The organism is Geodermatophilus sp. SYSU D00815, assembly GCF_054050035.1.
This window is the reverse complement of sequence record NZ_JBJGYO010000012.1, coordinates 13825-36778: the sequence shown is the minus strand read 5'-3', so window position 1 is coordinate 36778 and position 22954 is coordinate 13825. Positions and strand designations below refer to the sequence as shown.

Here is a 22954-nt window from a genome sequence, read left to right as displayed (position 1 = left end):
GGGACGGGTGCCCCGGCAGATCCATGGTTCAGGGCAGGCGCAGGACCTGCCCGGCGAAGGTGAGCCCGGCGCCGTAGCCGAGGACCAGGCAGAGGTCGCCCGACTTCGCCTCGCCGGACTCCAGCAGCGCGGTGAGCGCGAGCGGGATCGAGGCGGCCGAGGTGTTGCCGGCCTGGACGATGTCCCGGGCGACCACGGTCCGCTCGGGCAGGCCCAGCTTCTTGGTCATCGACTCGACGATCCGCAGGTTCGCCTGGTGCGGGGCGAAGACGTCGATGTCCTCCGGCCCGACGCCGGCCGCGGCCATCGCCTCGACGAGCGTCTCGGTGAGCTTGGTGGTGGCCCAGCGGTAGACGGCCTGGCCGGCCATGACCATGAAGCCGGTGCCGGCGACGATCTCGATCGCGTTGTGCTGGTCGCCGTCGCTGCCCCAGGCGACCGGGCCGATGCCCGGCTCGTCGGAGGCGCCCACCACGGCCGCCCCGGCGCCGTCGGCGAAGATCACCGCGGTGGCGCGGTCGTTCCGGTCGGTGACGTCGGTGAGCCGCTCGACGCCGACCACGAGCGCGTTGCGCACCGACCCGGCGCGGATGGCGTCGTTGACCAGGCCGAGGGAGTAGCAGAAGCCGGCGCAGCCGGCGTTGAGGTCGAACGCGCCGGGGCGCTTGAGCCCCAGCCGGTGCCCGATCTGCGGGCCGATGCCGGGGATCGGGTGCTTCAGGCTGGCGCTGGCCGCGACGATCATGTCGATCTCGTCGGGGTCCAGGCCGCTGGCGGCGATCGCCTTGCCGCCGGCGGCGACGGCCATCTCGACGAGGGTCTCGTCCTCGCCGGCCCAGCGGCGCTCGGCGATGCCGACGCGGGTCTGGATCCACTCGTCGTTGGTGTCCATCACCTGCGCGAGCTCGTGGTTGGTCACCCGCCGGCGCGGCCGGTACCCGCCGAGTCCGAGGATGCGCGCGCCCGGAGCCCCCGGCCGCTGCTGGATCTGGGCGGTCATGCCTGCACCTCCGGGTAGAGACGGGCCAGCGGGTCGCCTGCGTCGACCAGGTCCCCCTCGTGCACGAGCCACTCGGCCAGTACCCCGTCGTAGCCCGCCGAGACGTGGACCTCCTCGCGGCGGCTGCGCACCACGCCGAGCGGGGTGCCGGCGGGCAGGTGGCTGCCCTCGGCGACGTCGGCCGGGCTGACCGTGCCGCGCACCGGGGCTACGACGACCCGCCAGTCGGGCAGGTGGTCGGGCTCGGGCCGGCCGCGCTCGGCGTCGATCAGCTGCCGGGCGCGGTCCAGGTCGGCGGGGCTGGTGACCGCCAGGATCTCGATGTCGGCGCCCTTCCACTCGCGCTTGGCCAGGCCGGCCAGGGCGCCGGCCGGCGGGAGCTCGATCGCCGCGGTCACGCCGAGGTCGCGCAGCGTGGCCAGGCAGGCGTCGAACCGCACCGGGCTGGTGACCTGGCTGACCAGGCGGGCGAGCGCCGCGGCGCCGCTCTCCACCGCCGCGCCGTCGGCGTTGGACAGCAGCAGGCGGCTGGGGTCGGCCGGGCGCAGCCCGCCGACCAGCCCCTCCAGCTCCTCGCGGGCGGGGGCCATGTACTCGGTGTGGAACGCCCCGGCGACCGACAGCGGGAGCACCCGGGCCTTGGCGGGCGGCTCGGCCTTGAGCGCCGCGAGCCCGTCCAGCGGTCCGGCGACGACGACCTGGCCGCCGCCGTTGTAGTTGGCGGCCCGCAGCCCGTGCCGCTCCAGGGCGGCCTGCAGCTCCTCGGGGTCACCGCCCAGGACGGCGGACATGCCGGTGGGCGTCTGCGCGCAGGCGGCGGCCATCGCCCGGCCGCGGACGGCGGTCAGCGCGATCGCCGCCTCGACGGAGAGCACCCCGGCCAGGGCGGCCGCGGTGAGCTCGCCGACGCTGTGCCCGGTGATGACGACGTCGCGCCCGGCGTGCGGCGTGTGCAGCACGGGGCCGGGCAGCCCGCCGAGCTCGCGGGCGATGAACAGGCTCATCGCCACGACCAGCGGCTGGGTGACGGCGGTGTCCTTGATCGCCTCGGCGTCGCCGGTGGTGCCGAGGGTCAGCAGGTCGGCGTCGGCGATCGCACCGGCCCAGCGGAAGAACGGCTCCGCGCCGGGGAGGTCGAGCCAGTCGGTGAGCATCCCGGGCTTCTGGGCACCCTGTCCGGGGGCGAGGACGGCCAGCACGCCTTCACCGTGCCAGGGATCACCCGCGCCCGCGCCGGGGAGCGGCACGAAAGCACACCGCTGATCTTTGGAGGGTTCCTACAAGAACTACTCGGCGTACACGCCTCCGGCGCCCGTATCGTGGTAGAGACCACACTGGTGGGGCCGGTGGGACGGGTGGCACTCAGTGCCAGAGCGAGCCCTCCCGGTCGAGCCGGGCGAGGGCGAGGGCCACCTGCAGGGTCCAGCTGCCGCGCGGGTCGGTGGCCGACAGACCGGTCAGCTCGGCGGCCCTGCGGAGCCGGTAGCGGACCGTGTTCGGGTGCACGAACAGCGCCCGGGCGCTGGCCTCCAGGTTGCCGCCGCCGGCCAGCACCGCCCGCACCGTCTCCAGCACCTCGCCGCCCGCGGCCTGCAGCGGCGCGGCGACCCGCTCGTTGAGCGCGGCGCGGGCCAGCGGGTCGCCGTCGAGCGCGCGCTCGGCGAGCAGCGCGTCGGCCGCCACGGGCCGGGGCGCCCCCGGCCAGGCGGGGGCCGCGCGCAGGCCGGCGAGGGCGGCGGCGGCCGACTCGGCCGCCCGGCTGAGCCCGTCCACGACCGGCCCGGTGACGACTGGGCCGGGGCCGAACTCGTCGCTGACCCGTTCGGCCACCGGCTCCAGGTCCTCGTGCCCGCCCAGCACGACGACCAGCTGGTCGGCGTGCACGCCGACCAGCACCTCCGCGCGCATCGACCGCGCCGCGCGGCGCACCGCGGCGTGCGCGTCGCCGGCCGCCGGCGCGGCCCCGACCTGGACGACGACGGGGCTCATCGTGGCCCAGCCGAGCGCGGCGGCGCGCCCGGGCAGCTCCTCCGAGCGCTCGCCGCGCACGAGGGCGTCGACCACGAGCGCCTCCAGGCGGGCGTCCCAGGCGCCGCGGTTCTCGGCGAAGCTGGCGTAGACGTGCGCCGTGGCGAAGGCGACCTCGCGGCTGAAGGTGAGCACGGCGATCCGCAGCGCCTCGGCGTCGCCGGGCTCGGCCACCGAGGCGACGTGGTCGTCCATCACCTCGACGGTGACCTTGATCAGGTCGACCGTCTGCCGCAGCGGCACCGCGCGGACCAGCTCGCGCGGCGCGGCGCCGAACACCTCGCCGGTCAGCCGGGGCGGGCGACCGGGGTTGCGGCACCACTCGACCAGCGAGGCGATCCCGTTCTGCGCGACGAGCATGACCCACGAGCGCTGGTCGGCCGGCATCGCGCGGAACCACGGCAGCTGCTCGTCCATCCGCGCCACGGCCTGGGTGGCGAGGGCCCCGGACGCGCGCTCGAGCCGCCGCAGCGTCGCGTCGCTCGGCGGGCGGTTGCTCACCCGGCCGGTCACCGTGCCGTCCTCCCCGTGGTCGATCTCCCCGTTCCCAGCTCTGCCGTCAGCGTGTCACGGGATCGGCGGTCGGGGAGAGTGGACCCGTGGACGTTCCCCCGGACGGTGCGTCGCGGATCGCCCGGCGCCGGGCCCTGGTCGCGGCGCTGACCGCCTACGCCGTCGTGGCCGTGCTGGCTGTCGGCGTCAGCACCGACTTCGGTCTGCAGGTGCGGCTCGACGACGTCGTCAGCGAGGGGCTCTACGCCGGTGACGGGCGCGGCGCCTGGGTGGAGGGGCTGCTGCAGGTGCTCACGGCGCCGGGGCTCTCGGCCTTCCGCCTGCTCGTGCTGGTACCGGTCGTCGTCTGGCTCGCCGTGCGCGGCGCCTGGTGGACGGCGGGCTGGGTGCTCACCGCCGTCGTCCTGGTCGGGCCGCTGACGTCGCTGCTCAAGGAGCTGGTGGGCCGGGTGCGCCCCGACTTCGCCCGGGGCGGGGCGCTGCTGGAGACGCTCAGCTACCCCAGCGGGCACTCCTCCGGCGTCGCCGCGTTCGTCACCGTCGTCCTGGTGCTGCTGTGGCCGCGGCTCGCCCCGCGCGCCCGGCGGGCCTGGCTGGCGCTGGGCGTCGCGCTGGTCCTGCTGGTCGGCCTGACCCGGATGTGGCTGGGCGTGCACTTCCTCTCCGACGTCGTGGGCGGCTGGGCGTTCGGGCTGGCGTGGACGCTGACGGTCGCGCTGGCCTTCGGCGCCCTGCCCGGGGGACGGGCGGCCCTTCCGGCCCGGCGGGACGCGGTGGTCGCGGCGTGAGCCTCGAGCAGCGCGTGGTCGCCGCGCCGGACGACGGCTCGCTCGGGCCGCTGCTGCGCCTGGCCGACGACCGGCTCGGCCCGGGGGAGGGCTACGGCCGGCACGACCACCGCGCCGTGGACGTCGTCGCCGTCGTCCTGGCCGGGTCGCTGCGGCACGCGTGGCGGGAGGGGGCCGGGATCGGGGCGGGCGACGTCGCGGTGCTGCGGTCGGGCACCGGGCTGACCCACGACGAGGTGGCCGGTGACGACGGGGCGCGCGTGCTGCAGGCCTACCTGCGGGCGGCCGACCCGGCGGCGCCGCCGTCCCACGAGGTGCACCGCGGCCCGCGCGGCTGGGTCGACCTGGGCCGCGACGACGCGCGGCTGTGGGTGGGCCCGCCCGCGGCGGCGCCCGAGGGGCAGGTCACCGTGGCCGGCGAGGACCTGGTCGCCGTCTGGCGGCTGGCGACCACGCGGCCCGACTGGGCCGCCTTCTGAGCCGCCCCTGCGACGATCACGAGGTCGGGGGAGCGACACGCCGCGGGGTCTCGGCGGGTCGCTCCCCGAACTCCGTGATCGCGGCGCCCACCGGGGACCGGGAGGGCGGGCGCCGGACCCGGCGGCGAGACTGGGGGGCATGCCGACCAGCGCCGCCGACCTCCTCGCCGCCGCCTACTCCGACGCCGACCGCACCATCGACCTGCGGCGACGGCTGCACCGGCACCCCGAGATCGGGCTGCACCTGCCGAGGACCCAGGCCACGGTGCTCGAGGCGTTCGACGGCCTGCCGATCGAGGTGACCACCGGCCGCTCGACCAGCTCGGTGGTGGGCGTGCTGCGCGGCGCGCGACCGGGCCCGACCTTCCTGCTGCGCGGCGACATGGACGCGCTGCCGGTGCACGAGGACACCGGCCTGCCGTTCGCCTCCGAGGTGCCCGGCGCCATGCACGCCTGCGGCCACGACACCCACGTGGCGATGCTCCTGGGGGCCGCCCGCCTGCTCGCCGAGCGCCGCGACGAGCTCACCGGTCAGGTCGTGTTCATGGCGCAGCCGGGGGAGGAGGGCTTCCACGGCGCCCGCCACATGCTCGACGAGGGGCTGCTCGACGCCGTCCCGGAGGCGCCGGTCACGGGTGCGTTCGCGCTGCACATCTCCTCGACGTTCGCCAGCGGCACGATCAACGTGCGGCCCGGCCCGATGATGGCCGCGGCCGACCAGTGGCGGATCACGGTCAAGGGCCGCGGCGGGCACGCCTCGATGCCCTACACCGCCAACGACCCCATCCCGGTGGCCGCCGAGATCGTGCTCGCGCTGCAGACCCTGGTCACCCGGCGGGTCGACGTCTTCGACCCCGCGGTGGTCACCGTGGCGCACATCGAGGCGGGGTCGACCAGCAACGTCATCCCCGACTCCGCGTTCCTCGAGGGGACGATCCGCACCCTGTCGGCGGAGAACCGGCGGATGGTCGTGGCGGCCGTCGAGCGGGTGGCCGCCACCATCGCCGCGGCGCACGGGATGACCGCGGAGTTCGAGCACGTCGAGGGCTACCCGGTCACCGTCAACCACGCCGGCGCGGCCGCCACGGTGCTGGAGACCGCGGCCGCGCTGCTCGGCCCGCAGGCCGCGGTGCCGCTGGCCGCGCCGCTCATGGGCGCGGAGGACTTCTCCTACGTGCTGGAGCGGGTGCCGGGCGCGCTGGCGTTCCTGGGCGCGTGCCCGCCCGGCCTGGAGCCGGGGACCGCGCCGGCCAACCACTCGAACCTGGTGGTGTTCGACGAGGAGCCGCTGCCCGCCGGCGTCGCCCTCTACGCCCGCATGGCCCTGGACGCCCTGGCCGGCTGACCTGGCCGGCTGACCTGGCCGCCTGACGCACGGCGGCCCTCGGCGCAGGATCCTGCGCCGAGGGCCTCCGGTGGGACGCCGCGCCGCGCCGCGGCTACGGCGTCACGGCGTCACGGCCACGTCGCCGCTGCCCTGGTCCGGGGTCCCGTCGTCGTCGAGGGGCACGGTCGGGTCCGGCACGGTCGGGTCCGGCACGGTCGGCTCGGGCACCGTCGGGTCGGGCACCGTCGGGTCCGGCACGGTCGGCTCGGGCACCGTCGGGTCGGGCACCGTCGGGTCCGGCACGGTCGGCTGGGGCACCGTCGGGTCGGGGACGGTCGGGGCGAGCACCGCCGGCTGCGGCAGGTTCGCCGCGGGCGTGGTCACGGGCAACCGCGCCTCGTCCCCGCCGCGGAAGCGCAGCTCCCACAGCTGACCGCCCGGCGTGCCGGCCTCCGCGTCCGTCGTCGCGGGGTCGTCCTGCCGCCCGGCCGCCGGCGAGGTGCTGTACGCGGACACGTACACGTCGCCGTCACGGTCGACCGCCAGCCCGGACGGCGCCGGGACCTCGACCGCCCGGTACTCGTCGTCGTCGGTCTCGACGCGGACCACGCTGCCGGCGCCGGTGCCGGTGCCCTCGGGCGGCCCGCCGATCTGCGAGACGTACAGGTGCTCGCCGTCCCGGTCGACCGCCAGCCCGTTGATGCCGGTGAAGCCGTCCCAGCGGTCCACGACCGCCGCCTGCTCGGCGCCGCGGTCCTCGAACTCGATCACCGACGCCCCGCCCGCGACCAGGCTGCCCGCGCCGCCGACGTACACGTGCCCCCGCTCGTCCTGGGCCAGCGAGGTCGGCACGAACTCGATCACGCCGTCGTCCGCGCCGCCCGCGGGGGGCGGGGTGGTCGGGAACGTGGCGAAGACGGTCACCGTGACCGCCGGCAGCTCCTCGTCACCCAGGTCGGCGAAGTCCGGCGTCACCTTCCACACGGTGTTGGCGCCCGCGTCGGCGACGAGCACGTACTCGTCGACGCGCGGCGGGCCGTCCGGGGTCGGGTCGACGACCAGCACCTGGTTCGGGTTGCTGTCGAGCTGCGCCCCGTCCGGGTTCTGCGCCTCCTCGAGGTCGCCGAAGTCGACCCAGCTGCGCACGGTGCCGCCCGTGCTGACCAGGAGCCGCTCCTGCAACGCCGTGGCGTCCGTGCGCAACGCGTCGGGCGTCGGCTCACCGGTCGCGATCAGCAGGACGCCGGGGACGCCGGTCGCCGCGACGCCGCCCGGTCCGATGGAGCTGCCGTCGGGGAGGCGGGTCGAGTCGAGGCCCTCGACGACCCGCTCGGTGCGGACCTCGCGCCCGTCCTCCAGGCCGTGGACCGCGGTGATCGCACCTGAGTCGCCCACGCACACCTCCGCAGCCGCGGCGGTCGTGGTGCCCGTGCCGGGGTCGGGCGTGGCCGTGCCGTCGTCGGTGCCGGGCGTGGGGGTGGCGTCGCCGCTGCCCTGGTCGGGCGTGCCGTCGTCGGTGCCGGGCGTGGGGGTGGCGTCGCCGCTGCCCTGGTCGGGCGTGCCGTCGTCGGTGCCGGGCGTGGGGGTGGCGTCGCCGCTGCCCTGGTCGGGCGTGCCGTCGTCGGAGCCCGTCGTCGTGGTGCCGTCGGTACCGCTCCCGGTGGGCGCGGGCGCCGGCTCGGGCGCGGGCGCGGGCTGGGGTGCCGGTTCCGGGGTCGTGGCGGGCGCGCACTGCCCGCCGTCGCCGCCCTCCGCGACGAGCAGGGTGTCGCCCGCCCACGCCAGCTGCCGGGGGTTGTCCAGGCCCTCGACGACGACGCGGTGGTCGCGGCCCCCGTCGTCGTCCGCCCTCTCGTGGGCTGCCGCGTTGGTCGCGGTGCCCAGCAGCAGGGCGAACGACCCCGCTGCGATCAGGGTTCTGCGCATCGTGCTGTGTCCCCCTCCATGGGTCCGTGCCCGGCCGCCACGGGAAGCAGGCGGCCGTCGACGGGCGCCGACGCTAGGTCGGTCGGCGGGACCCGGGAGCCCCCGTGCGGGGGGTGTTCGCCGTGCCCTGCTCGGGGGACGCACGGGGTGGCGATGCGCAACGTCGCTGATCCGCGACGGTCGGTGCGGCGGGTGGACCCCGCGGACGGGCGGGGGGGGGGGGGGGGGGGGGGGGGGGGGGGGGGGGGGGGGGGGGGGGGGGGGGGGGGGGGGGGGGGGGGGGGGGGGGGGTGGGGGGGCGTGGACCCGGGGGCCGCCGGGCGCGCGGGCCCGCGGCCCGCCACCACGTCAGCCCGGAAGGGTCGGCCCGCGGCTCAGGTCGCCGGGCTGGGGTCGGAGCGCTGGTCCTCGGGTGCGGCCTGCACGTCGCGGACCTGGTACTTCTCCACCGCCTGGCGGACGACGTCGCGGTCCAGCCAGTTCCAGTCGGCGAGCGAGGCGAGCGTCCGGACGACGATCGACTCGGCGTCGACGTGGAAGTGCCGGCGCAGCGCCGGGCGGGTGTCGGACAGGCCGAACCCGTCGGTGCCCAGCGACTTCATCCCGTGCGGCGCGTACGGCGCGATCAGGTCGGGGACGGCGCGCATCCAGTCCGACACCGCCACGACCGGTCCCTCGGCCTCCCGCAGCCGCTGGGTCACGTACGGGACGCGGGCCTCCTCCTCGGGGTGCAGGAGGTTGTGCTCCTCGGCCTCCACCGCCTCGCGGCGCAGCTCGGTCCACGACGTCACCGACCACACGTCGGCCGACACGCCCCAGTCCTGCGCCAGCAGCTCCTGCGCCCGCAGCGCCCACGGCACCGCGACGCCGGAGGCGAGGATCTGCGCCTTCTTGCCGTTCTCGACCTGCGGACCGTCGGCGTACTTGTACATGCCGGCCAGCAGGCCCCGCACGTCCAGGTTCTCCGGCTCGGCGGGCTGCGAGATCGGCTCGTTGTAGACGGTCAGGTAGTAGAAGACGTCGGGGCTGCGGTGGCCGCCGAGCGGGCCGCCCGGGTCGTTGCCGTACATGCGCAGCAGCGCGTCCTTGGTGATGTGCGCGACCTCGTAGGAGAACGCCGGGTCGTAGCTCACCACCGCGGGGTTGGTGTGCGACAGCAGCAGGGAGTGGCCGTCCTCGTGCTGCAGCCCCTCGCCGTTGAGCGTCGTCCGCCCGGCGGTGGCGCCGAGCAGGAAGCCGCGGGCCATCTGGTCGCCGGCCGCCCAGAACGCGTCGCCGGTCCGCTGGAACCCGAACATCGAGTAGAAGATGTAGATCGGGATCATGTGCTCGCCGTGGGTGGCGTAGGAGGTCCCGACGGCGGTGAACGACGCCGCCGAGCCGGCCTCGTTGATGCCCTCGTGCAGGATCTGCCCCTGCTCGGACTCCTTGTAGGCGAGCATCAGCTCACGGTCGACCGACGTGTAGCGCTGGCCGTGCGGCGAGTAGATCTTCTGCGTGGGGAACAGCGAGTCCATGCCGAACGTGCGGGCCTCGTCGGGGATGACCGGCACGAACCGCGGGCCGAGCTCGGGGTCCTTGAGCATCTCCTTGAGCATGCGGACGAACGCCATCGTCGTCGCCACCTCCTGCTTGCCGGAGCCCCGGCGCAGGATGTCGAGCGCCTTGTCCTCCGGCGCCTTGAGCGGCTTGGCGTCGGTCCGCCGCCGGGGGACCGAGCCCCCCAGCTGCCGGCGCCGCTCGAGCATGTACTGCATCTCGTCGGACTCGGCGGCCGGCTTGTAGTACGGCGGCAGGGTCTTGTCGAGCGCCTCGTCGGGGATGTCGAGGTAGAGCCGGTCGCGGAAGGCGGCGAGGTCCTCGGCGGTCAGCTTCTTCATCTGGTGGGTCGAGTTGCGGCCCTCGAAGTGGCTGCCCAGCGTCCAGCCCTTGATGGTCTTGGCGAGGATGACCGTCGGCTGGCCCTTGTGCTCGGCCGCCGCCTTGTAGGCCGCGTAGAGCTTGCGGTAGTCGTGCCCGCCGCGGGAGAGGTCCCAGATCTCCTTGTCGGAGAGGTGCTCGACCATCTTGCGGGTCCGCGGGTCGCGGCCGAAGAAGTGCTCGCGGACGAACGCGCCGTCCTCGGCCTTGTATGTCTGGTAGTCGCCGTCGGGCGTCTGGTTCATCAGGTTGACCAGCGCGCCGTCGCGGTCGGCGGCCAGCAGCGGGTCCCACTCCCGGCCCCAGATCACCTTGATCACGTTCCAGCCGGCGCCGCGGAAGAACGACTCCAGCTCCTGGATGACCTTGCCGTTGCCGCGCACCGGCCCGTCCAGGCGCTGCAGGTTGCAGTTGACGACGAACGTGAGGTTGTCCAGCTCCTCGCGGGCGGCCAGGCCGATGGCGCCGAGCGACTCGGGCTCGTCCATCTCGCCGTCGCCCAGGAACGCCCACACGTGCTGGTCGGAGGTGTCCTTGATGCCGCGCGAGTGCAGGTAGCGGTTGAACCGCGCCTGGTAGATCGCGTTGATCGGCCCCAGCCCCATGGAGACGGTGGGGAACTCCCAGAAGTCGGGCATCAGCCGCGGGTGCGGGTAGCTCGACAGGCCGCCGCCGGGGTGGCTGACCTCCTGCCGGAAGCCGTCGAGCTGCTGCTCGGACAGCCGGCCCTCGAGGAAGGCGCGGGCGTAGATGCCGGGGGAGGCGTGGCCCTGGAAGAAGATCTGGTCGCCGCCGCCGGGGTGGTCCTTGCCACGGAAGAAGTGGTTGAAGCCCACCTCGTACAGCGACGCCGAGGAGGCGTAGGAGGAGATGTGCCCGCCGACGGCGATCCCGGGCCGCTGCGCGCGGTGCACCATGATCGCGGCGTTCCAGCGGATGTAGGCGCGGATCCGCCGCTCGACGTGCTCGTCGCCGGGGAACCACGGCTCGCGGTCCGGCGGGATGGTGTTGATGTAGTCGGTGCTGCGCAGGGAGGGGACGCCGACCTGCTGCTCGCGGCTGCGCTCGAGCAGCTTGAGCATCAGGTAGCGGGCGCGGCCGCGTCCGGCGTGGTCGACGACGGCGTCGAGGGATTCGACCCACTCCTGCGTCTCGTCGGGGTCGGTGTCGACCAGTTGGCTGGGCAGCCCGTCGGTGATGACCGCGCGGGGGGTTACTGCGTCGCGGGCGGGGTCGCCGTCCGACTGCTGCGGTGCGCTCATGCCCCCATCGTCGTACGTCGGGGGTTCCGCCGTCACGTGCGGCACCCGGAGACGCCCGGTACGCGGCCGTACCGGGCGTGCCAGAGGCGGGTGTTGCCCGGCAGAAGGCTTGCGCGCGGGCCCGCATGCCCTACGCTTCCGCCCAACGTGCCCGGCAGGCCGGGCCCGAGGCAGCAGCGAGAGGGGTGACATGACCAGCGTGCGGGTGACCCTCCCGCCGGTCGTGTCCGTCGTCGCCGCCGGGCCCGCCGCCGTCCCGTCCCCCCGCTGCGAGCGGGTGTGAGCCGATCCCCGCGCGCGGCGGGCCGCCCGACCGTGCACCATGTCGCAGACAACCGGTCAGCAGCAGACCGTTCCGTGGAGGAGCAGCAGGGATGAGCGTCGACTCGGGCAGCGCCGGCATGGCGGCCCGGCTGGGCATCAAGCCGGGCATGGTCGTGCAGGAGCTCGGCTGGGACGAGGACGCCGACGAGGACCTGCGCGACGCCATCGTCGAGGCGGCCGGCAGCGAGATGGTCGACGAGGACACCGACGAGGTGGCCGACGTCGTCGTCCTGTGGTGGCGGGAGGACGACGGCGACCTCTTCGACGCCCTCACCGACGCGCTCACCTCGCTCGCCGACGACGGCGTCGTCTGGCTGCTCGTGCCGAAGTCGGGCCGGCCCGGGCACGTCGAGCCCGGTGACGTGACCGAGGTGGCGCCCACCGCGGGCCTGCAGCAGACCAGCAGCATCTCGGCGGCCAAGGACTGGTCCGGCATCCGCCTGGTCACCCCCAAGACGGCGCGCACCCGCCGCTGAGCCCTCGCTGCGGCGCTCCGCGCCGTCGGGCCCTCGCTGCGGCGCTCCGCGCCGTCGGGCCCTCGCTGCGGCGCTCCGCGCCGCATGCGGCACGATCGGGCCCATGACGCTCTCCGTCGGCGACACCGCGCCCGAGTTCAGCCTCCCCGACCAGGACAAGCAGGTCGTCTCCCTGACCGACCTCCGGGGCGCCCCGGTCCTGCTGGTGTTCTACCCGTTCGCCTTCTCCGGGCTGTGCACCGGTGAGCTGTGCCAGCTGCGCGACGAGCTGTCGGTCTACACCGACGCGGGCGTGCAGGTGCTGGCCGTCAGCACCGACCCCGTCTTCAGCCTCAAGGCGTTCCGGGAGAAGGAGGGCTTCGACTTCCGGCTGCTGTCGGACTTCTGGCCGCACGGCGCGACCGCGCAGGCCTACGGCGTCTTCAACGACAAGGCCGGCATGGCCCTGCGGGCGACCTTCCTGCTCGACGCGGAGGGCACGATCACCTTCGCCGAGGCGAACGGCCCCGGCGACGTCCGCGAGCAGTCCGGCTGGCAGGACGCGGTCGCGAAGCTCGCCGCCTGACAGCAGGACCCCCCGCCCCCGCCGCGAGCGTGCCGGCGGAGGGGGCAGGGGGGTCCTCTAACCTGGGCGCGCGGGGCGCGTAGCTCAGCGGAAGAGCTCTCGCCTTACAAGCGAGCGGTCGCAGGTTCGAACCCTGCCGCGCCCACCGTCGTCCGAGAGCGGTCCGCCCGTCCCCGGCTAGCGTGCCGGTGTGCACCCGCTCCCGCCGGTCCTGCGCCGGGGATCGTCCGCCGACGCCGCCGCGCTGGCCCGCGTCCACCACCGCGCACGCGAGGCCGGCATGCCGTGGTTGCCGCGCCTGCACGAGGAGACCGAGACGGTCGGGTGGATGCGCGGCGTGGTGCTGGCCGGGCAGGAGGTGTGGGTGGCCGAGCGGGCCGGCGCCGTGGTCGGGTTCGCCGCCGTCGACGGCACCTGGCTCGAGCAGCTCTACGTCGACCCGGACGCCTGGGGCACCGGGGTGGGCCGCACGCTCCTCGACGCCGTCCGGACCGCCCGCCCACAGGGGCTGCGGCTGCACGTCTTCGCCCGCAACGAGCGGGCCCGGCGGTTCTACGAGGCCGCCGGCTTCAGCCTCGTGGGCACCGGCGACGGCTCCGGCAACGAGGAGGGCGAGCCCGACTGCACCTACGCCTGGCAGCCGGGGGGTTAGGCGGCGTCGCGGGCGGTGGCCGGCCGGCCGGCGGAGGGCCGGGCCGGGCGCGGGAAGGCCGGCCGCAGGAACAGCGGCGGCCGGAACGGCTCCCACGTGCCCTCGGGCTGGGCGAGCCGGTCGGCGATCGCCCAGAGGGCGGCGGGGTGGTGCCCGAGGCCGAGGTGGCTGGCCACCACCGCGATGTTCTCGCAGCGCTCGCCCGGCCGCTCCAGGCAGGTGCGCCAGTGCACGATGCCGTCGAGGTGCGAGTAGATCGACGTCGACGGCACCGGCAGCGGCTCGGCCTCGCTCTCCAGCGGCAGGGTGCGGTGCTCGACGTGCAGGTGCGCGTAGCGCTCGAACACCTTGGTCGCGCGGCTCTGCCCGTTGTGCTCCAGCCGGAACGGGCTGCCCAGGGTGATCACCTGGCGCACCGACTCGGGGGAGCGGCGGGCCAGGTCGCGGGCGAAGATCCCGCCCAGGCTCCAGCCGATCAGCGTCACCGGCCGGCCGTAGCGGTCGGAGAGGTCCTCCATCCGGTCGCGCAGACCGGCGACGCAGGCCGCGGTCGGGCCGATGTTGCGGCCCAGCCGCCAGCCGTGCACGCGGTAGCCCAGCCGGCGCAGCACCCGGCGCAGGATGCGGGTGGAGGCGTCGTCGGCGAGCAGACCGGGCAGCACGAGGACCGGGTGCCCGTCGCCGCCGGGCAGGCGGGGGAGCAGCGGGCGCGCGGCCAGGTACAGGCCGAGGTCGGCGGCGGCGCGGGTCGGCTCTGTCAGGTACAGCGGGAGCCCCGGGCCCCGGTCCTGCCGTCGTGCCACGTCGCCTCCCGTCGTCCGGCCCCTGGTACAGCCCTGTACCAAGATGGGGTCCGCGTCACACGCATGACTCATCGGCGTCGTCCGGCCCCAGTGTGACCGACGACACGTGTGCAGAGGAGATCGATGGCCGCGCAACCCGGCACCAGCCGCACCCTCGACTGGGACGGCCCGGTCCACCTCGTGGACTTCGGCGGGGACGACGCCGGCCCGACCTTCGTGCTGGTCCACGGCCTCGGCGGCTCGCACCTCAACTGGGACCTGCTCGCGCCGCTGCTCACCCCGCACGGCCGGGTGCTGGCTCTCGACCTGCCCGGCTTCGGCCGCAGCGAGCCCGGCGGCCGGCGGACGACGGTGCGGGCGAACGTGGCCGTCCTGCGCCGCTTCCTCACCGAGGTCGCGGGCACCCCGGTGGTGCTGGTGGGCAACTCGATGGGCGGGATGATCTCGATCCTCACCGCCGCCGCGGCGCCGCGGGCGGTCGAGGCCGTCGTGCTGCTCGACCCCGCCCTCGCCGGTGGCCGCCGGGCGCTCGACCCCCTCGTCGCCGGGCAGTTCGCGCTCTACGCGCTGCCGTTCGCCGGCGAGCGGTTCCTCCGGCTGCGCCGGCAGCGCCAGAGCCCGCAGCGCCGGGTGCGGGAGATGCTGGTGCTCTGCGGCGTGGACCCCGACGACGTCCCGGCCGAGGTGGTCGACCGGTCGGTGTCCCTGCTGGAGGAGCGGCAGGACGTCGAGGGGATGGACCGCGCCTTCCTCGCCGCCGCCCGCTCGCTGCTGAGGGTCCTGGTCGACCCGCGGGCCTACCGGGGCGCCATGGCGGCCATCACGGCACCCGTCCTGCTGGTGCACGGCGACCGCGACCGCCTGGTGCCCGTCGCCGCGGCCCGCGCGGTGGCGGGGCAGCACCCGCACTGGCGCTACGTCGAGCTCGCCGACGTCGGCCACGTGCCGCAGCTGCAGGTGCCCGACGTGGTCGCCGCGGAGGTGCTCGCCTTCCTGGCCGACCGGGGTCAGCGGCCGAGCGTGGCGCGCAGCGCCTCCAACCCCGTGTAGCGCGGCTTCCAGCCGAGCCGCTCCTTGGCCCGGGTGGTGTCCATGATCACCGGTCGGCTGACCGCCTCGACCCACTCGCCGGCCGGCGGCAGGAACGGCAGCCGGGCCACCGCCCGGGCGGCGATCTCGGCCGGCCCCGGCGGCACGGGCACCGGCAGCGCGCCGAACTCCCGCGCCACGTCGGCCGCGGTGACGATCCCGTCCCCGGCGATGTTGTAGGCCCCCGGCGGGCCGGCGCCGAGCACGCACAGCAGCAGGGCGCGGCCGACGTCGTCCTCGTGGACGAACTGCAGCTCGAACTCGGGGACGACGACCGGCACGGGCACCGGCAGGCGCCGCGGGCGGGAGAGCAGCCGGCGGCCCAGCGGCGCCAGCGGGCCGGGCAGCACGTCCTTGCCACCGATCACGTTCGGGCCCAGCACGACCGGCGGCCGCAGCAGGTAGAGCGCCAGGTCGGGCGCGTTCGCGGCCTCGGCCTCGAGCAGCTCCTCGAGCTCGGCCTTCTCCTGGGCGTAGAACAGCCGGTCGGCCGGGCGCACCGGCCAGTCCTCGGAGATGCGCTCCGGGTTGTCGCGGTGCCACCCGTAGGCGGCGACCGAGGACGCGTACACGAACCGGCGGGCGCCGGCCTCGGCCGCCGCGCGGAACGTGTTGAGCGTGCCCTCGACGTTGATCGCCCGCGTCGTCCGCCGCGAGGCGTTGCCCGTGATGAGGAACGCCAGGTGCACCACGACGTCGGCGTCGCGGAACGCCTCGCGCAGGGTGTCCGGGTCGCGGACGTCGCCGCGCCGGTACTCCATCTTCGACCAGCCGCGCTCGGCCGGGTCGAACGGGCGGCGGGCCAGGCCGACGACCCGCCGCACCCGCGGCTCCTCCTCCAGCAGCGGCACCAGCCCGGCGCCGAACGTGCCGGTCGGCCCGGTGACGGCGACGGTGAGCGCGCGGTCGGCGGCCGCGGACGGCCCCCCGCCCCGCCGGCGGCCGGGGCTCACTGCTGCGCCGCCGCCTGGGCCGGGGCCCGGGCGGCCAGCTCGGTGAGCTCGTCGACGCCCCGGCGGATGCCGGTGGCCAGCACGTCGACGTCGGGGAAGGCGTCGAAGTCGGCGTTGATCCCGAACGTCATCGTGTTCAGGTAGGAGAAGATGCCGATCGAGAGCCGGGTGCCGCCGGCGATCGGCACGTAGGCGTGCGCCGAGCACATCCGCTTGCCCAGCACGTACAGCGGCACCCGCGGGCCCGGCACGTTGGTGGTCACCGCCTGGCACCAGAACTGGCCGGCCTGCATCGCCGCCCGCACGCCCATGGCCAGCAGGGTCGGGAAGACGAAGTCGCCCATCGCGATGATCGAGCGGGCGTCGACCGCCTGCATCGTCTTCTTGTACTCGTCCATCTGGCGGCGGATCCGGGCCAGCCGCTCGGCCGCGTCGGGCTCACCCACCGGGAGGTCGACGAAGACGGCGGAGATCCGGTTGTCCAGCGCCCCGCGCTCACCGGGACGGCGGACCGACACCGGCACCATGGACCGGACGACGGCCTTCTCGGAGAGCGCGCCGCGGCCCTGCAGCAGGTCGCGGAAGCCGCGGGTGATCGCGGTGAGGACGACGTCGTTGACCGTGCCGCCCAGCGCCGTCCGGACGCCCTTGAACTCCTCGAACCGCGCGTCGGTCCAGGCCCAGCGCCGGTGCGGGCCGATGGGGCCGGTGAGCGTGCGGGCCAGCGGGGTGGTCGCCTGCCGGGCCAGCGTGGGCAGGCTGCCGGCCAGCGTGCGGCCCGACCCCAGCAGCCCCTTCGCCGAGCGCGTGACCCCGCCCGCCCCCGGCAGCGAGGTCAGCTGGCGCAGCGGGTGGGTGAGCGTGTCGGAGATCGCCCCGGCCACCAGCTCGGCCGACGAGGGGCTGCGCTGCGCCGTCCACTCCCGGGGCTCGCCGTGCGTGGCGTTCGGGTCCAGGTCGAAGATCACCTGCATCAGATCGGTGCCGGCGATGCCGTCGACCATGCAGTGGTGGACCTTGGAGATGAGCGCCCAGCGGTCGTTCTCCAGGCCCTCCACCAGCCACACCTCCCACAGGGGCTTGGCCATGTCCAGCCGCTGCCCCAGCACCCGGCCGGCCAGGTTGCGCAGCTGCTCGTCGCCGCCCGGCTTGGGCACGGCCGTGTGCCGCACGTGGTAGAGGATCTGGAAGTGCGGGTCGTCGACCCACATCGGCCGGCCCAGGTTGAGCGGCACCTCCCGCACCCGCTGCCGGTAGCGCGGCACGAGGGGCAGCTTCGACAGCAGCAAGCGCACCAGGTCGCCGTAGGAGGGTGCCGGGCCCTCGAAGACGGCCACCGACCCCACGTGCAGAGGCGTGTTCTCGCTCTCCGCGTAGTAGAAACCGGCGTCGGTCGGGCTCATGCGGTCCACGATCAGCTCCTCGCCGCCCCACCCGGCCGGGGCGGGAACTCGTCGTCGAGAGGTCGGCGGACCGACGGTATTGGCCGCGCGGCGACCGCCGCAAACCGACCCCGACTCGCCGGTAACCGGGCTCAGGCGGCCGTGCCCGCCCGCCCCTCGATGCGGTCGAGCAGGTCGAGGAAGGCCCGGTCGACGACGGCGGCGCGGGTCAGGTTGACGCTGTGCCCGGCGCCGGGGACGACCACCAGCTCGGCGGCGTCGCCCAGCCGCTCGGCCATCCGGCGGGCGTGCGCGGCGGGGGTGAGCCGGTCGTCGGAGGCGGCCACGACCGTGACCGGCACCCGCGCCAGGACGTCGAGGGACGCCGTCTCGTCGTGGTCGAGGAAGGTCGCGTAGAAGGCGGCGGTGACCGGGAACGGGGTCTCCTCGAGCAGCTGCTGCACGGTGCGCACGTGCGCCGGGTCGGCGTCCTGCCGGCCGAAGAGGTAGCGGCGGGTGAACCAGCGGCCGATCCGCGTGCCCCGGCGGCGGAAGCGCTCCAGCAGCGGCGCCCACAGCTGCAGCAGCCGGAGGTACAGCGGCAGCAACCCGAGCCCGCGCAGCGCCTTCACCGCCCACCCGACCAGCCCGCTCTCCACCAGGCCGGCGGCCGAGGTCGCCAGCAGGAACACGCCCACGACCCGGGTGCCGAACAGCTCGGGCCGCTGCCGGGCCAGCGCCATCACGCTCATGCCGCCCATCGAGTGGCCGGCGAGCACCACCGGGCCCTCGGGCGTGGTGGCGTCGAGCACCTGGCCGAGGTCGCGGCCGGTGCGGTCGATGGTGGCCCGGGTGAGCGGCGTCCAGCCCGACCGGCCGTGCCCGCGGTGGTCGAACAGCACCAGCCGGGCCCGCCCGCGCAGCGCCTCCCGCTGCAGCTCCCACTCGGCCAGGCGGGCGGTGAACCCGTGCGCGAGGACGACGGTCACGCCCGGGCGGGTCTCACCCTCGACCTCCACGTGCAGGTCGACGCCGTCGTCGGTGCGGACCGTGCGGGAGCCGGGCGGCGGGGGATCGGACAGCGGGGGCAGGACGACCATGCCCCCATCCTCAGCGGCCGGGCGCCGCCTCGCGCACCAGCCGGCGGGCGGCGTCGACCTCGCGGGCGACCGGCGCCAGCACCCCCTCGGCCAGGATCTCGGCGTCGTCGGGCACGCGGTGGGCGCGGACGTCGTCCTCCAGCTGCCGGATCGCCCGCCGCAGCACCGCCACCTGCGCCAGGTCGGGGGCGGGCTCGCCGGACCGGACGGCGATCACCGCCTCGGTGACCGCGTCCGACGTCCGCTCCAGCTGCACGATCACCGGCCACCACGCCGCGGCGCGGGTGCTGATCGGCGGGGGCTCGGCCAGCCGCCGCTGCAGCTGCGTCTGCAGCTCGGTCAGCGCCCGGTAGCAGCGCCGCCGCGCGCGCCGGCGCTCGGTCGGGGTGCCGGTGAACGCCGCCTCGACGAACCCGTCGAGGGCGGCGGTCGCGTCGCGCAGCGCCTCGTCGAGCGGCGCGCGCCAGGTCTGCGGCCACAGCAGGTAGCCGACGACGAGCACGATCGCGCAGCCGACGAGCGTGTCCAGCAGCCGCGCGCCGACCACGCCCGGCCCGCCGGGCTGGGCCAGGTCGAGCAGCAGGATGACCAGCGGGGTCTGGAACACGGAGAACAGCCCGAAGTTCGCCGCCCGGCCCCACGGCATGAGCGCCGCGGCCCCCGCCATGGCCAGCAGCAGCCAGGGGCTGCGCGGGACGACCGCCAGCAGCAGCGACCCGAGCAGGACCCCCAGCAGGGTGCCGAGGCCGCGCTGCACCGCCCGGGTGAACACCGACCCGAAGTCGGGCTTGAGCACGATCGCGACGGTGAGCAGCACCCAGTAGGGCCGGTCGAGCGGCAGGTGCTGGCGGGCGATCTCGGCGATGGTCATGCACAGCACCAGGCGCACGGCGAACCCGCGGCTGTCGGGGCTGGCGACCGTGGCGTCGGCGAGGTCGCGCAGCCGGCTGCGCCAGTCGAGATCGGGCGGGACGACGGCGACCTCCGAGCGCTCCTCGGGGTCGCCGACGACGTTCCACGCCAGCCGGATCCCGTGGCGGACCGCCCGGCGCACGCCGGGGCCGTCCTCGAGCGCGGGCGGGCGCTCCTCCGGCAGCGGGCGGTCGCCGGTGACCGCGGCGGCGAGGGCGTGCACCGCGGTGACGTCCTGCGGGTCGGCGCCCACCCCGGCGCGGGCCTGCGCCACCGCGCCCTCCACGAGCGGGGCGGCGGCGTTGAGCACGCCGGCGAGCTCGGAGAGCTCCCGCGTGCGCCCCGGCATGCGGCTGCGGCTGCGGATGACCCGGTCGTAGGCGGCGTTGAGCGCCGTCGTCAGCGCGCGGCGGGCCTCGTCGCTGCCCTCCGTGCCGCTGGCGACCAGCAGGTCGGCGATCGCGGTGAAGACGCCGGCGACGGCGGTCCGGTCGGGGTCCTGCGGCTCGGTGCGCCACTGGACGAGCGTGGTCATCGTCGCCCACGCGGCCCCGGCGAAGAAGAACCCCACCTCGGCCGCCGCGGGGAGGGAGGTGGCCAGCCCCGACGCGAGCGCGGTGTAGACGAGCAGCTGCAGGGCCCCCAGCGAGAGCGCCGAGTTGATCGCGCTGATCAGGCCCGCGACCGCCGACAGCAGCGCCACGACGAGCACCGGCTGCCAGCCGCCGCCGGTGGCGTACTGCCCGGCGAGCAGCCCGACGGCGCCGAGGGAGATCGCCGCGCCCACCCGGCGCAGCCGGTCGCGCAGCGGCCCGCCCTGCGGGGCCAGCGTCGCGGCCAGCGCGCCCATCGTCGCGAAGATGCCCGCCCCGAGCGCGGGGCTCGGGTCGACGCCGCCGGCCACGACCACCGCCACGGCCAGCGGCGCCGGCACGGTCACGGCGAAGCGGACGACGTCACGCCAGGGGACGGGCGGGCGCTCGGTGCGCAGGAGCTCCTCGAGCCAGGCCGGTGCCCGGAGAGCCCTCTCTGCCACGACCGGAGCCTCCCATCCCGCCCGCGGCGGGACCCGGAGAGACCGACGGCGAGCCCCGCGGCGACGAGGCCCACGCCCAGCCACACCGACGGGCTCGGCGCCGGACCGCCCAGCAGGACGCCGGAGCCCGCGGCCGCGACCGGTGCGATGCCGGTGAGCAGGCCGGCCCGCCCGGCGCCGAGCCGCCGGACCGCGCCGTACCAGAGCACGAAGGCCAGCGCGGTGACCACGACGGCCAGGTACACCAGCGCCGCCACCTCCTGCCGGTCGAGCCGGACCACCGCGCCGGTCCCTCGTGCGCCAGGCCCAGGACGCCGAACACCGCCGCGGCCAGCCAGGTGGTGTGCACCGAGACGCCGTGCGGCCCGTGCCGGCGCAGCACCGGCAGCGCGAGCAGGGTGAACCCCGCCTCGCAGGCCAGGACGACGGCGGCCCACGCGAGCCCGGCGCCGTCGGTGCGCCCCATGCCCTCCACGAGCGCCGCCCCGGCGGTGACGGTGACCGCGGCCGCCAGGACCCGCCGCGCCGGCCGGCGGCCCTCGGCCAGCGGCCCCGCCAGCGCCAGCAGCAGGGGGACGCAGGCCACCGCGACGCCGAGCACCGCGGGCTCGGCGTGCCGCGAGCCGGCGACCAGGGCCAGGTTGAACACCACCAGCCCCGCTCCGGCCACGGCGGCCAGCCACAGCCACTCCGCCCCGGAGGGCCGCAGCACCCGCCGGCCGGAGAGCCGCACGACCGCCAGCAGCAGCAGGCAGGCGGCCGCGTAGCGCAGCGCCTGCCCGGTCAGCACCGGTCCACCGGCGAGCAGCCCGGAGACGGCCACGCTGCCGCCCACGGCGGTCATGCCCGCGGCGCCGGAGAGGACGGCGAGGGGGGAGGAGGTCACGGCTGGCACGCTAGGGGGCGGATTGGACCGGTGTAGAGGTCCAATCGGGACGCGGAGGAGTGGACCAATGGCGGGTGCCGGCGCGGACTTCCTCTCCCTCGACCCGGCGGCCGCACCCCGCGGAGCGCTCACCGACTGGCTCGTCGACGCGGTGCGGGCCGCGGTGACCGAGGGCCGGCTGGCCGCCGGCGCCCGGCTGCCCGCGACGCGGACGCTCGCCGGCGACCTCGGCGTCTCCCGCGGCGTGGTGGTCGAGGCCTACCGGCGGCTGGCCGACGAGGGCCTGGTCGGCGGCCGCCCGGGCGCCGGCACCGTGGTCACCCGCGCCGGCCCGCCCCACCCGGCCGGTCCACCCACCGCGCCGCCGTCGGCCCCGCCGCGGCCCGCGCCACCGGCGGGCGGCCCACCGGCCCTGCCGCCGCCGGCCGGGGCGGAGTTCGACCTCTCGCCCGGCCTGCCGGACCTCGCGGCGTTCCCGCGGGCGGCGTGGCTGCGGGCGGAGCGCGCGGCGCTGCGCGAGGCCGGCGCCGCCGACCTCCGGTACGGCGACCCCCGCGGGCACCCCCAGCTGCGCGCGGAGCTGGCCGGGTGGCTGGCCCGCGTGCGCGGGATCCGCGCGCACGCCGACGACGTCCTGGTCGTGGGCGGCGTCGCGCAGTCGCTGGCGCTCCTGGCCGGCGTGCTGCACGCCCGCGGCGCCCGCTCGATCGCCGTGGAGGACCCGGGCTCGCGCGGCGCGCGCGACCAGCTGGCGTACTGGGGGCTGGCGGCCACCGCGGTCCCGGTCGACGGCGAGGGCCTCGACGTCGCCGCGCTGGCGGCCACGGGCGAAGCGGCGGTCGTGGTCACCCCCGCCCACCAGTTCCCGACCGGCGTCGTCCTGTCCGCGGCCCGGCGCCGCGCGCTGCTCGCCTGGGCGGCCGACGGCGGGCTGGTGGTGGAGGACGACTACGACGCCGAGCACCGCTACGGCCGCCCGCCGGTGCCGGCGCTGCACGCCTCCGGCCCGCAGTGGGTCGCGCACACCGGCAGCACCTCCAAGACCCTGGCCCCGGGGCTGCGGCTGGGCTGGCTGCTCGCCCCGCCCGGGCTGCGCGCCGACCTCGTCGCCGCCCGGCACGCCACCGACCTGGGCAGCCCGGTGCTGCCGCAGCTCGTGCTCGCCCGGCTGCTGGCCACCGGCGAGCTCGACCGGCACCTGCGCGCCGTGCGCACCCGCCAGCGCGCCCGGCGCGACGCGCTGCTCGCCGCGCTGCGCCGCGAGCTCGGCGCGGACCTGCGCGGCGCCGTCGTCCACGGGGTGGCCGCCGGCCTGCACCTGACGCTCACCTGGCCGGGTCGGGAGTTCTCCGACGCCGCGCTGGCCGGGCGGGCCGCGCACGACGGCGTCGCCGTCCAGCCGCTGTCCTGGCACCGGGTGCGCCCCGGGCCGCCGGGCCTGCTGCTCGGCTACGCCGCCCTCCCGCCGGACCGGCTCGCCGAGGCGGTCCGGCGGCTGGCGCCGGCGGTGCGGGCGCTCGCCTAGGGTCCGCC

Annotated in this window: 20 protein-coding genes and 1 tRNA gene; 10 read left to right on the top strand and 11 right to left on the bottom strand. The window is 76.3% G+C overall.

Going from position 1 to position 22954, the window contains the following annotated elements:
- Positions 1-28 precede the first annotated feature (28 nt).
- The 3 genes from ACI78S_RS14785 to ACI78S_RS14775 form a co-directional block, all read right to left on the bottom strand.
- Positions 29-1000 (bottom strand): beta-ketoacyl-ACP synthase III, encoded by a 972-nt coding sequence (locus tag ACI78S_RS14785; protein ID WP_456974553.1) that lies wholly within the window; start codon positions 998-1000, stop codon positions 29-31.
- Positions 997-2199, bottom strand: coding sequence for an acyltransferase domain-containing protein (locus ACI78S_RS14780; RefSeq protein WP_456974551.1), 1203 nt, complete (start codon positions 2197-2199; stop codon positions 997-999). The genes ACI78S_RS14785 and ACI78S_RS14780 overlap by 4 nt, the downstream gene beginning before the upstream one ends.
- A gap of 163 nt (positions 2200-2362) precedes the next feature.
- Positions 2363-3541, bottom strand: coding sequence for a PucR family transcriptional regulator (locus ACI78S_RS14775; RefSeq protein ID WP_456974549.1), 1179 nt, complete (start codon positions 3539-3541; stop codon positions 2363-2365).
- Between the two features lie 86 nt (positions 3542-3627).
- Between ACI78S_RS14775 and ACI78S_RS14770 the strand changes: the two genes are divergently transcribed.
- From ACI78S_RS14770 to ACI78S_RS14760, 3 genes are all read left to right on the top strand, one after another.
- Complete coding sequence (locus tag ACI78S_RS14770; protein WP_456974547.1) at positions 3628-4329, top strand: phosphatase PAP2 family protein; 702 nt, start codon at positions 3628-3630, stop codon at positions 4327-4329.
- Positions 4326-4808 carry a pirin family protein gene (locus tag ACI78S_RS14765; protein ID WP_456974545.1) on the top strand — a complete coding sequence of 161 codons (483 nt, stop codon included), beginning with the start codon at positions 4326-4328 and terminating at the stop codon, positions 4806-4808. Before ACI78S_RS14770 ends, ACI78S_RS14765 begins: the two co-directional genes overlap by 4 nt.
- Positions 4809-4947: 139 nt before the next feature.
- Positions 4948-6153: a M20 metallopeptidase family protein gene (locus ACI78S_RS14760; protein WP_456974543.1), complete on the top strand. Its 1206-nt coding sequence runs from the start codon at positions 4948-4950 to the stop codon at positions 6151-6153.
- 102 nt (positions 6154-6255) lie between these two features.
- Here ACI78S_RS14760 and ACI78S_RS14755 read toward each other — a convergent pair whose 3' ends face one another.
- Entirely contained in the window at positions 6256-8061 is a 1806-nt protein-coding gene (locus ACI78S_RS14755; protein WP_456974541.1) for a ScyD/ScyE family protein, read from the bottom strand.
- A 374-nt stretch (positions 8062-8435) separates the two neighbouring features.
- On the bottom strand, positions 8436-11243 hold the full coding sequence (gene aceE / locus ACI78S_RS14750; protein ID WP_456974539.1) for a pyruvate dehydrogenase (acetyl-transferring), homodimeric type: 2808 nt from the start codon (positions 11241-11243) through the stop codon (positions 8436-8438).
- 374 nt (positions 11244-11617) lie between these two features.
- Here aceE and ACI78S_RS14745 point away from each other — a divergent pair, with 374 nt between their 5' ends.
- The 4 genes from ACI78S_RS14745 to ACI78S_RS14730 all read left to right on the top strand — a co-directional run bounded on the left by ACI78S_RS14745 (position 11618) and on the right by ACI78S_RS14730 (position 13260).
- Entirely contained in the window at positions 11618-12043 is a 426-nt protein-coding gene (locus tag ACI78S_RS14745; RefSeq protein WP_456541391.1) for a DUF3052 domain-containing protein, read from the top strand.
- 103 nt (positions 12044-12146) lie between these two features.
- On the top strand, positions 12147-12608 hold the full coding sequence (locus ACI78S_RS14740; RefSeq protein ID WP_456974537.1) for a peroxiredoxin: 462 nt from the start codon (positions 12147-12149) through the stop codon (positions 12606-12608).
- A gap of 73 nt (positions 12609-12681) precedes the next feature.
- Positions 12682-12753 (top strand) — tRNA-Val (locus ACI78S_RS14735).
- Positions 12754-12798: 45 nt separating this feature from the next.
- Positions 12799-13260: an N-acetyltransferase family protein gene (locus ACI78S_RS14730; protein ID WP_456974535.1), complete on the top strand. Its 462-nt coding sequence runs from the start codon at positions 12799-12801 to the stop codon at positions 13258-13260.
- Here ACI78S_RS14730 and ACI78S_RS14725 read toward each other — a convergent pair.
- Positions 13257-14063 carry a lipase family alpha/beta hydrolase gene (locus ACI78S_RS14725; protein WP_456974533.1) on the bottom strand — a complete coding sequence of 269 codons (807 nt, stop codon included), beginning with the start codon at positions 14061-14063 and terminating at the stop codon, positions 13257-13259. The genes ACI78S_RS14730 and ACI78S_RS14725 overlap by 4 nt on opposite strands.
- Before the next feature lie 123 nt (positions 14064-14186).
- On the opposite strand from ACI78S_RS14725, the gene ACI78S_RS14720 reads away from it, so the two are divergent.
- On the top strand, positions 14187-15113 hold the full coding sequence (locus ACI78S_RS14720; RefSeq protein WP_456974531.1) for an alpha/beta fold hydrolase: 927 nt from the start codon (positions 14187-14189) through the stop codon (positions 15111-15113).
- On the opposite strand, the gene ACI78S_RS14715 is transcribed toward ACI78S_RS14720, so the two are convergent.
- The 5 genes from ACI78S_RS14715 to ACI78S_RS14695 all read right to left on the bottom strand — a co-directional run bounded on the left by ACI78S_RS14715 (position 15071) and on the right by ACI78S_RS14695 (position 20744).
- Complete coding sequence (locus ACI78S_RS14715; RefSeq protein ID WP_456974529.1) at positions 15071-16105, bottom strand: NAD-dependent epimerase/dehydratase family protein; 1035 nt, start codon at positions 16103-16105, stop codon at positions 15071-15073. The two genes, ACI78S_RS14720 and ACI78S_RS14715, sit on opposite strands and share 43 nt — an antisense overlap.
- Positions 16102-17508: a WS/DGAT/MGAT family O-acyltransferase gene (locus ACI78S_RS14710; protein WP_456974527.1), complete on the bottom strand. Its 1407-nt coding sequence runs from the start codon at positions 17506-17508 to the stop codon at positions 16102-16104. The genes ACI78S_RS14715 and ACI78S_RS14710 overlap by 4 nt, the downstream gene beginning before the upstream one ends.
- 131 nt (positions 17509-17639) lie before the next feature.
- Entirely contained in the window at positions 17640-18587 is a 948-nt protein-coding gene (locus ACI78S_RS14705) for an alpha/beta fold hydrolase (RefSeq protein WP_456974525.1), read from the bottom strand.
- Between the two features lie 10 nt (positions 18588-18597).
- Positions 18598-20535, bottom strand: coding sequence for an FUSC family protein (locus ACI78S_RS14700; protein WP_456974524.1), 1938 nt, complete (start codon positions 20533-20535; stop codon positions 18598-18600).
- Complete coding sequence (locus tag ACI78S_RS14695; protein ID WP_456974732.1) at positions 20436-20744, bottom strand: hypothetical protein; 309 nt, start codon at positions 20742-20744, stop codon at positions 20436-20438. Before ACI78S_RS14695 ends, ACI78S_RS14700 begins: the two co-directional genes overlap by 100 nt.
- Positions 20745-20999: 255 nt before the next feature.
- On the opposite strand from ACI78S_RS14695, the gene ACI78S_RS14690 reads away from it, so the two are divergent.
- Complete coding sequence (locus ACI78S_RS14690) at positions 21000-21302, top strand: hypothetical protein (RefSeq protein WP_456974522.1); 303 nt, start codon at positions 21000-21002, stop codon at positions 21300-21302.
- A 186-nt stretch (positions 21303-21488) separates the two neighbouring features.
- Positions 21489-22946 carry a MocR-like pyridoxine biosynthesis transcription factor PdxR gene (pdxR, locus tag ACI78S_RS14685; RefSeq protein WP_456974520.1) on the top strand — a complete coding sequence of 486 codons (1458 nt, stop codon included), beginning with the start codon at positions 21489-21491 and terminating at the stop codon, positions 22944-22946.
- Positions 22947-22954 lie beyond the last annotated feature (8 nt).

Bases quoted from the DNA above. Each gene is read 5' to 3' on its own strand.
- ACI78S_RS14785 (WP_456974553.1), bottom strand. From the start codon at position 1,000: ATGACCGCCCAGATCCAGCAGCGGCCGGGGGCTCCGGGCGCGCGCATC.
- ACI78S_RS14760 (WP_456974543.1), top strand. From the start codon at position 4,948: ATGCCGACCAGCGCCGCCGACCTCCTCGCCGCCGCCTACTCCGACGCC.
- ACI78S_RS14755 (WP_456974541.1), bottom strand. From the start codon at position 8,061: ATGCGCAGAACCCTGATCGCAGCGGGGTCGTTCGCCCTGCTGCTGGGC.
- aceE (WP_456974539.1), bottom strand. From the start codon at position 11,243: ATGAGCGCACCGCAGCAGTCGGACGGCGACCCCGCCCGCGACGCAGTA.
- ACI78S_RS14745 (WP_456541391.1), top strand. From the start codon at position 11,618: ATGAGCGTCGACTCGGGCAGCGCCGGCATGGCGGCCCGGCTGGGCATC.
- ACI78S_RS14740 (WP_456974537.1), top strand. From the start codon at position 12,147: ATGACGCTCTCCGTCGGCGACACCGCGCCCGAGTTCAGCCTCCCCGAC.
- ACI78S_RS14720 (WP_456974531.1), top strand. From the start codon at position 14,187: ATGGCCGCGCAACCCGGCACCAGCCGCACCCTCGACTGGGACGGCCCG.
- ACI78S_RS14710 (WP_456974527.1), bottom strand. From the start codon at position 17,508: ATGAGCCCGACCGACGCCGGTTTCTACTACGCGGAGAGCGAGAACACG.
- ACI78S_RS14705 (WP_456974525.1), bottom strand. From the start codon at position 18,587: ATGGTCGTCCTGCCCCCGCTGTCCGATCCCCCGCCGCCCGGCTCCCGC.
- ACI78S_RS14690 (WP_456974522.1), top strand. From the start codon at position 21,000: ATGCCCTCCACGAGCGCCGCCCCGGCGGTGACGGTGACCGCGGCCGCC.
- pdxR (WP_456974520.1), top strand. From the start codon at position 21,489: ATGGCGGGTGCCGGCGCGGACTTCCTCTCCCTCGACCCGGCGGCCGCA.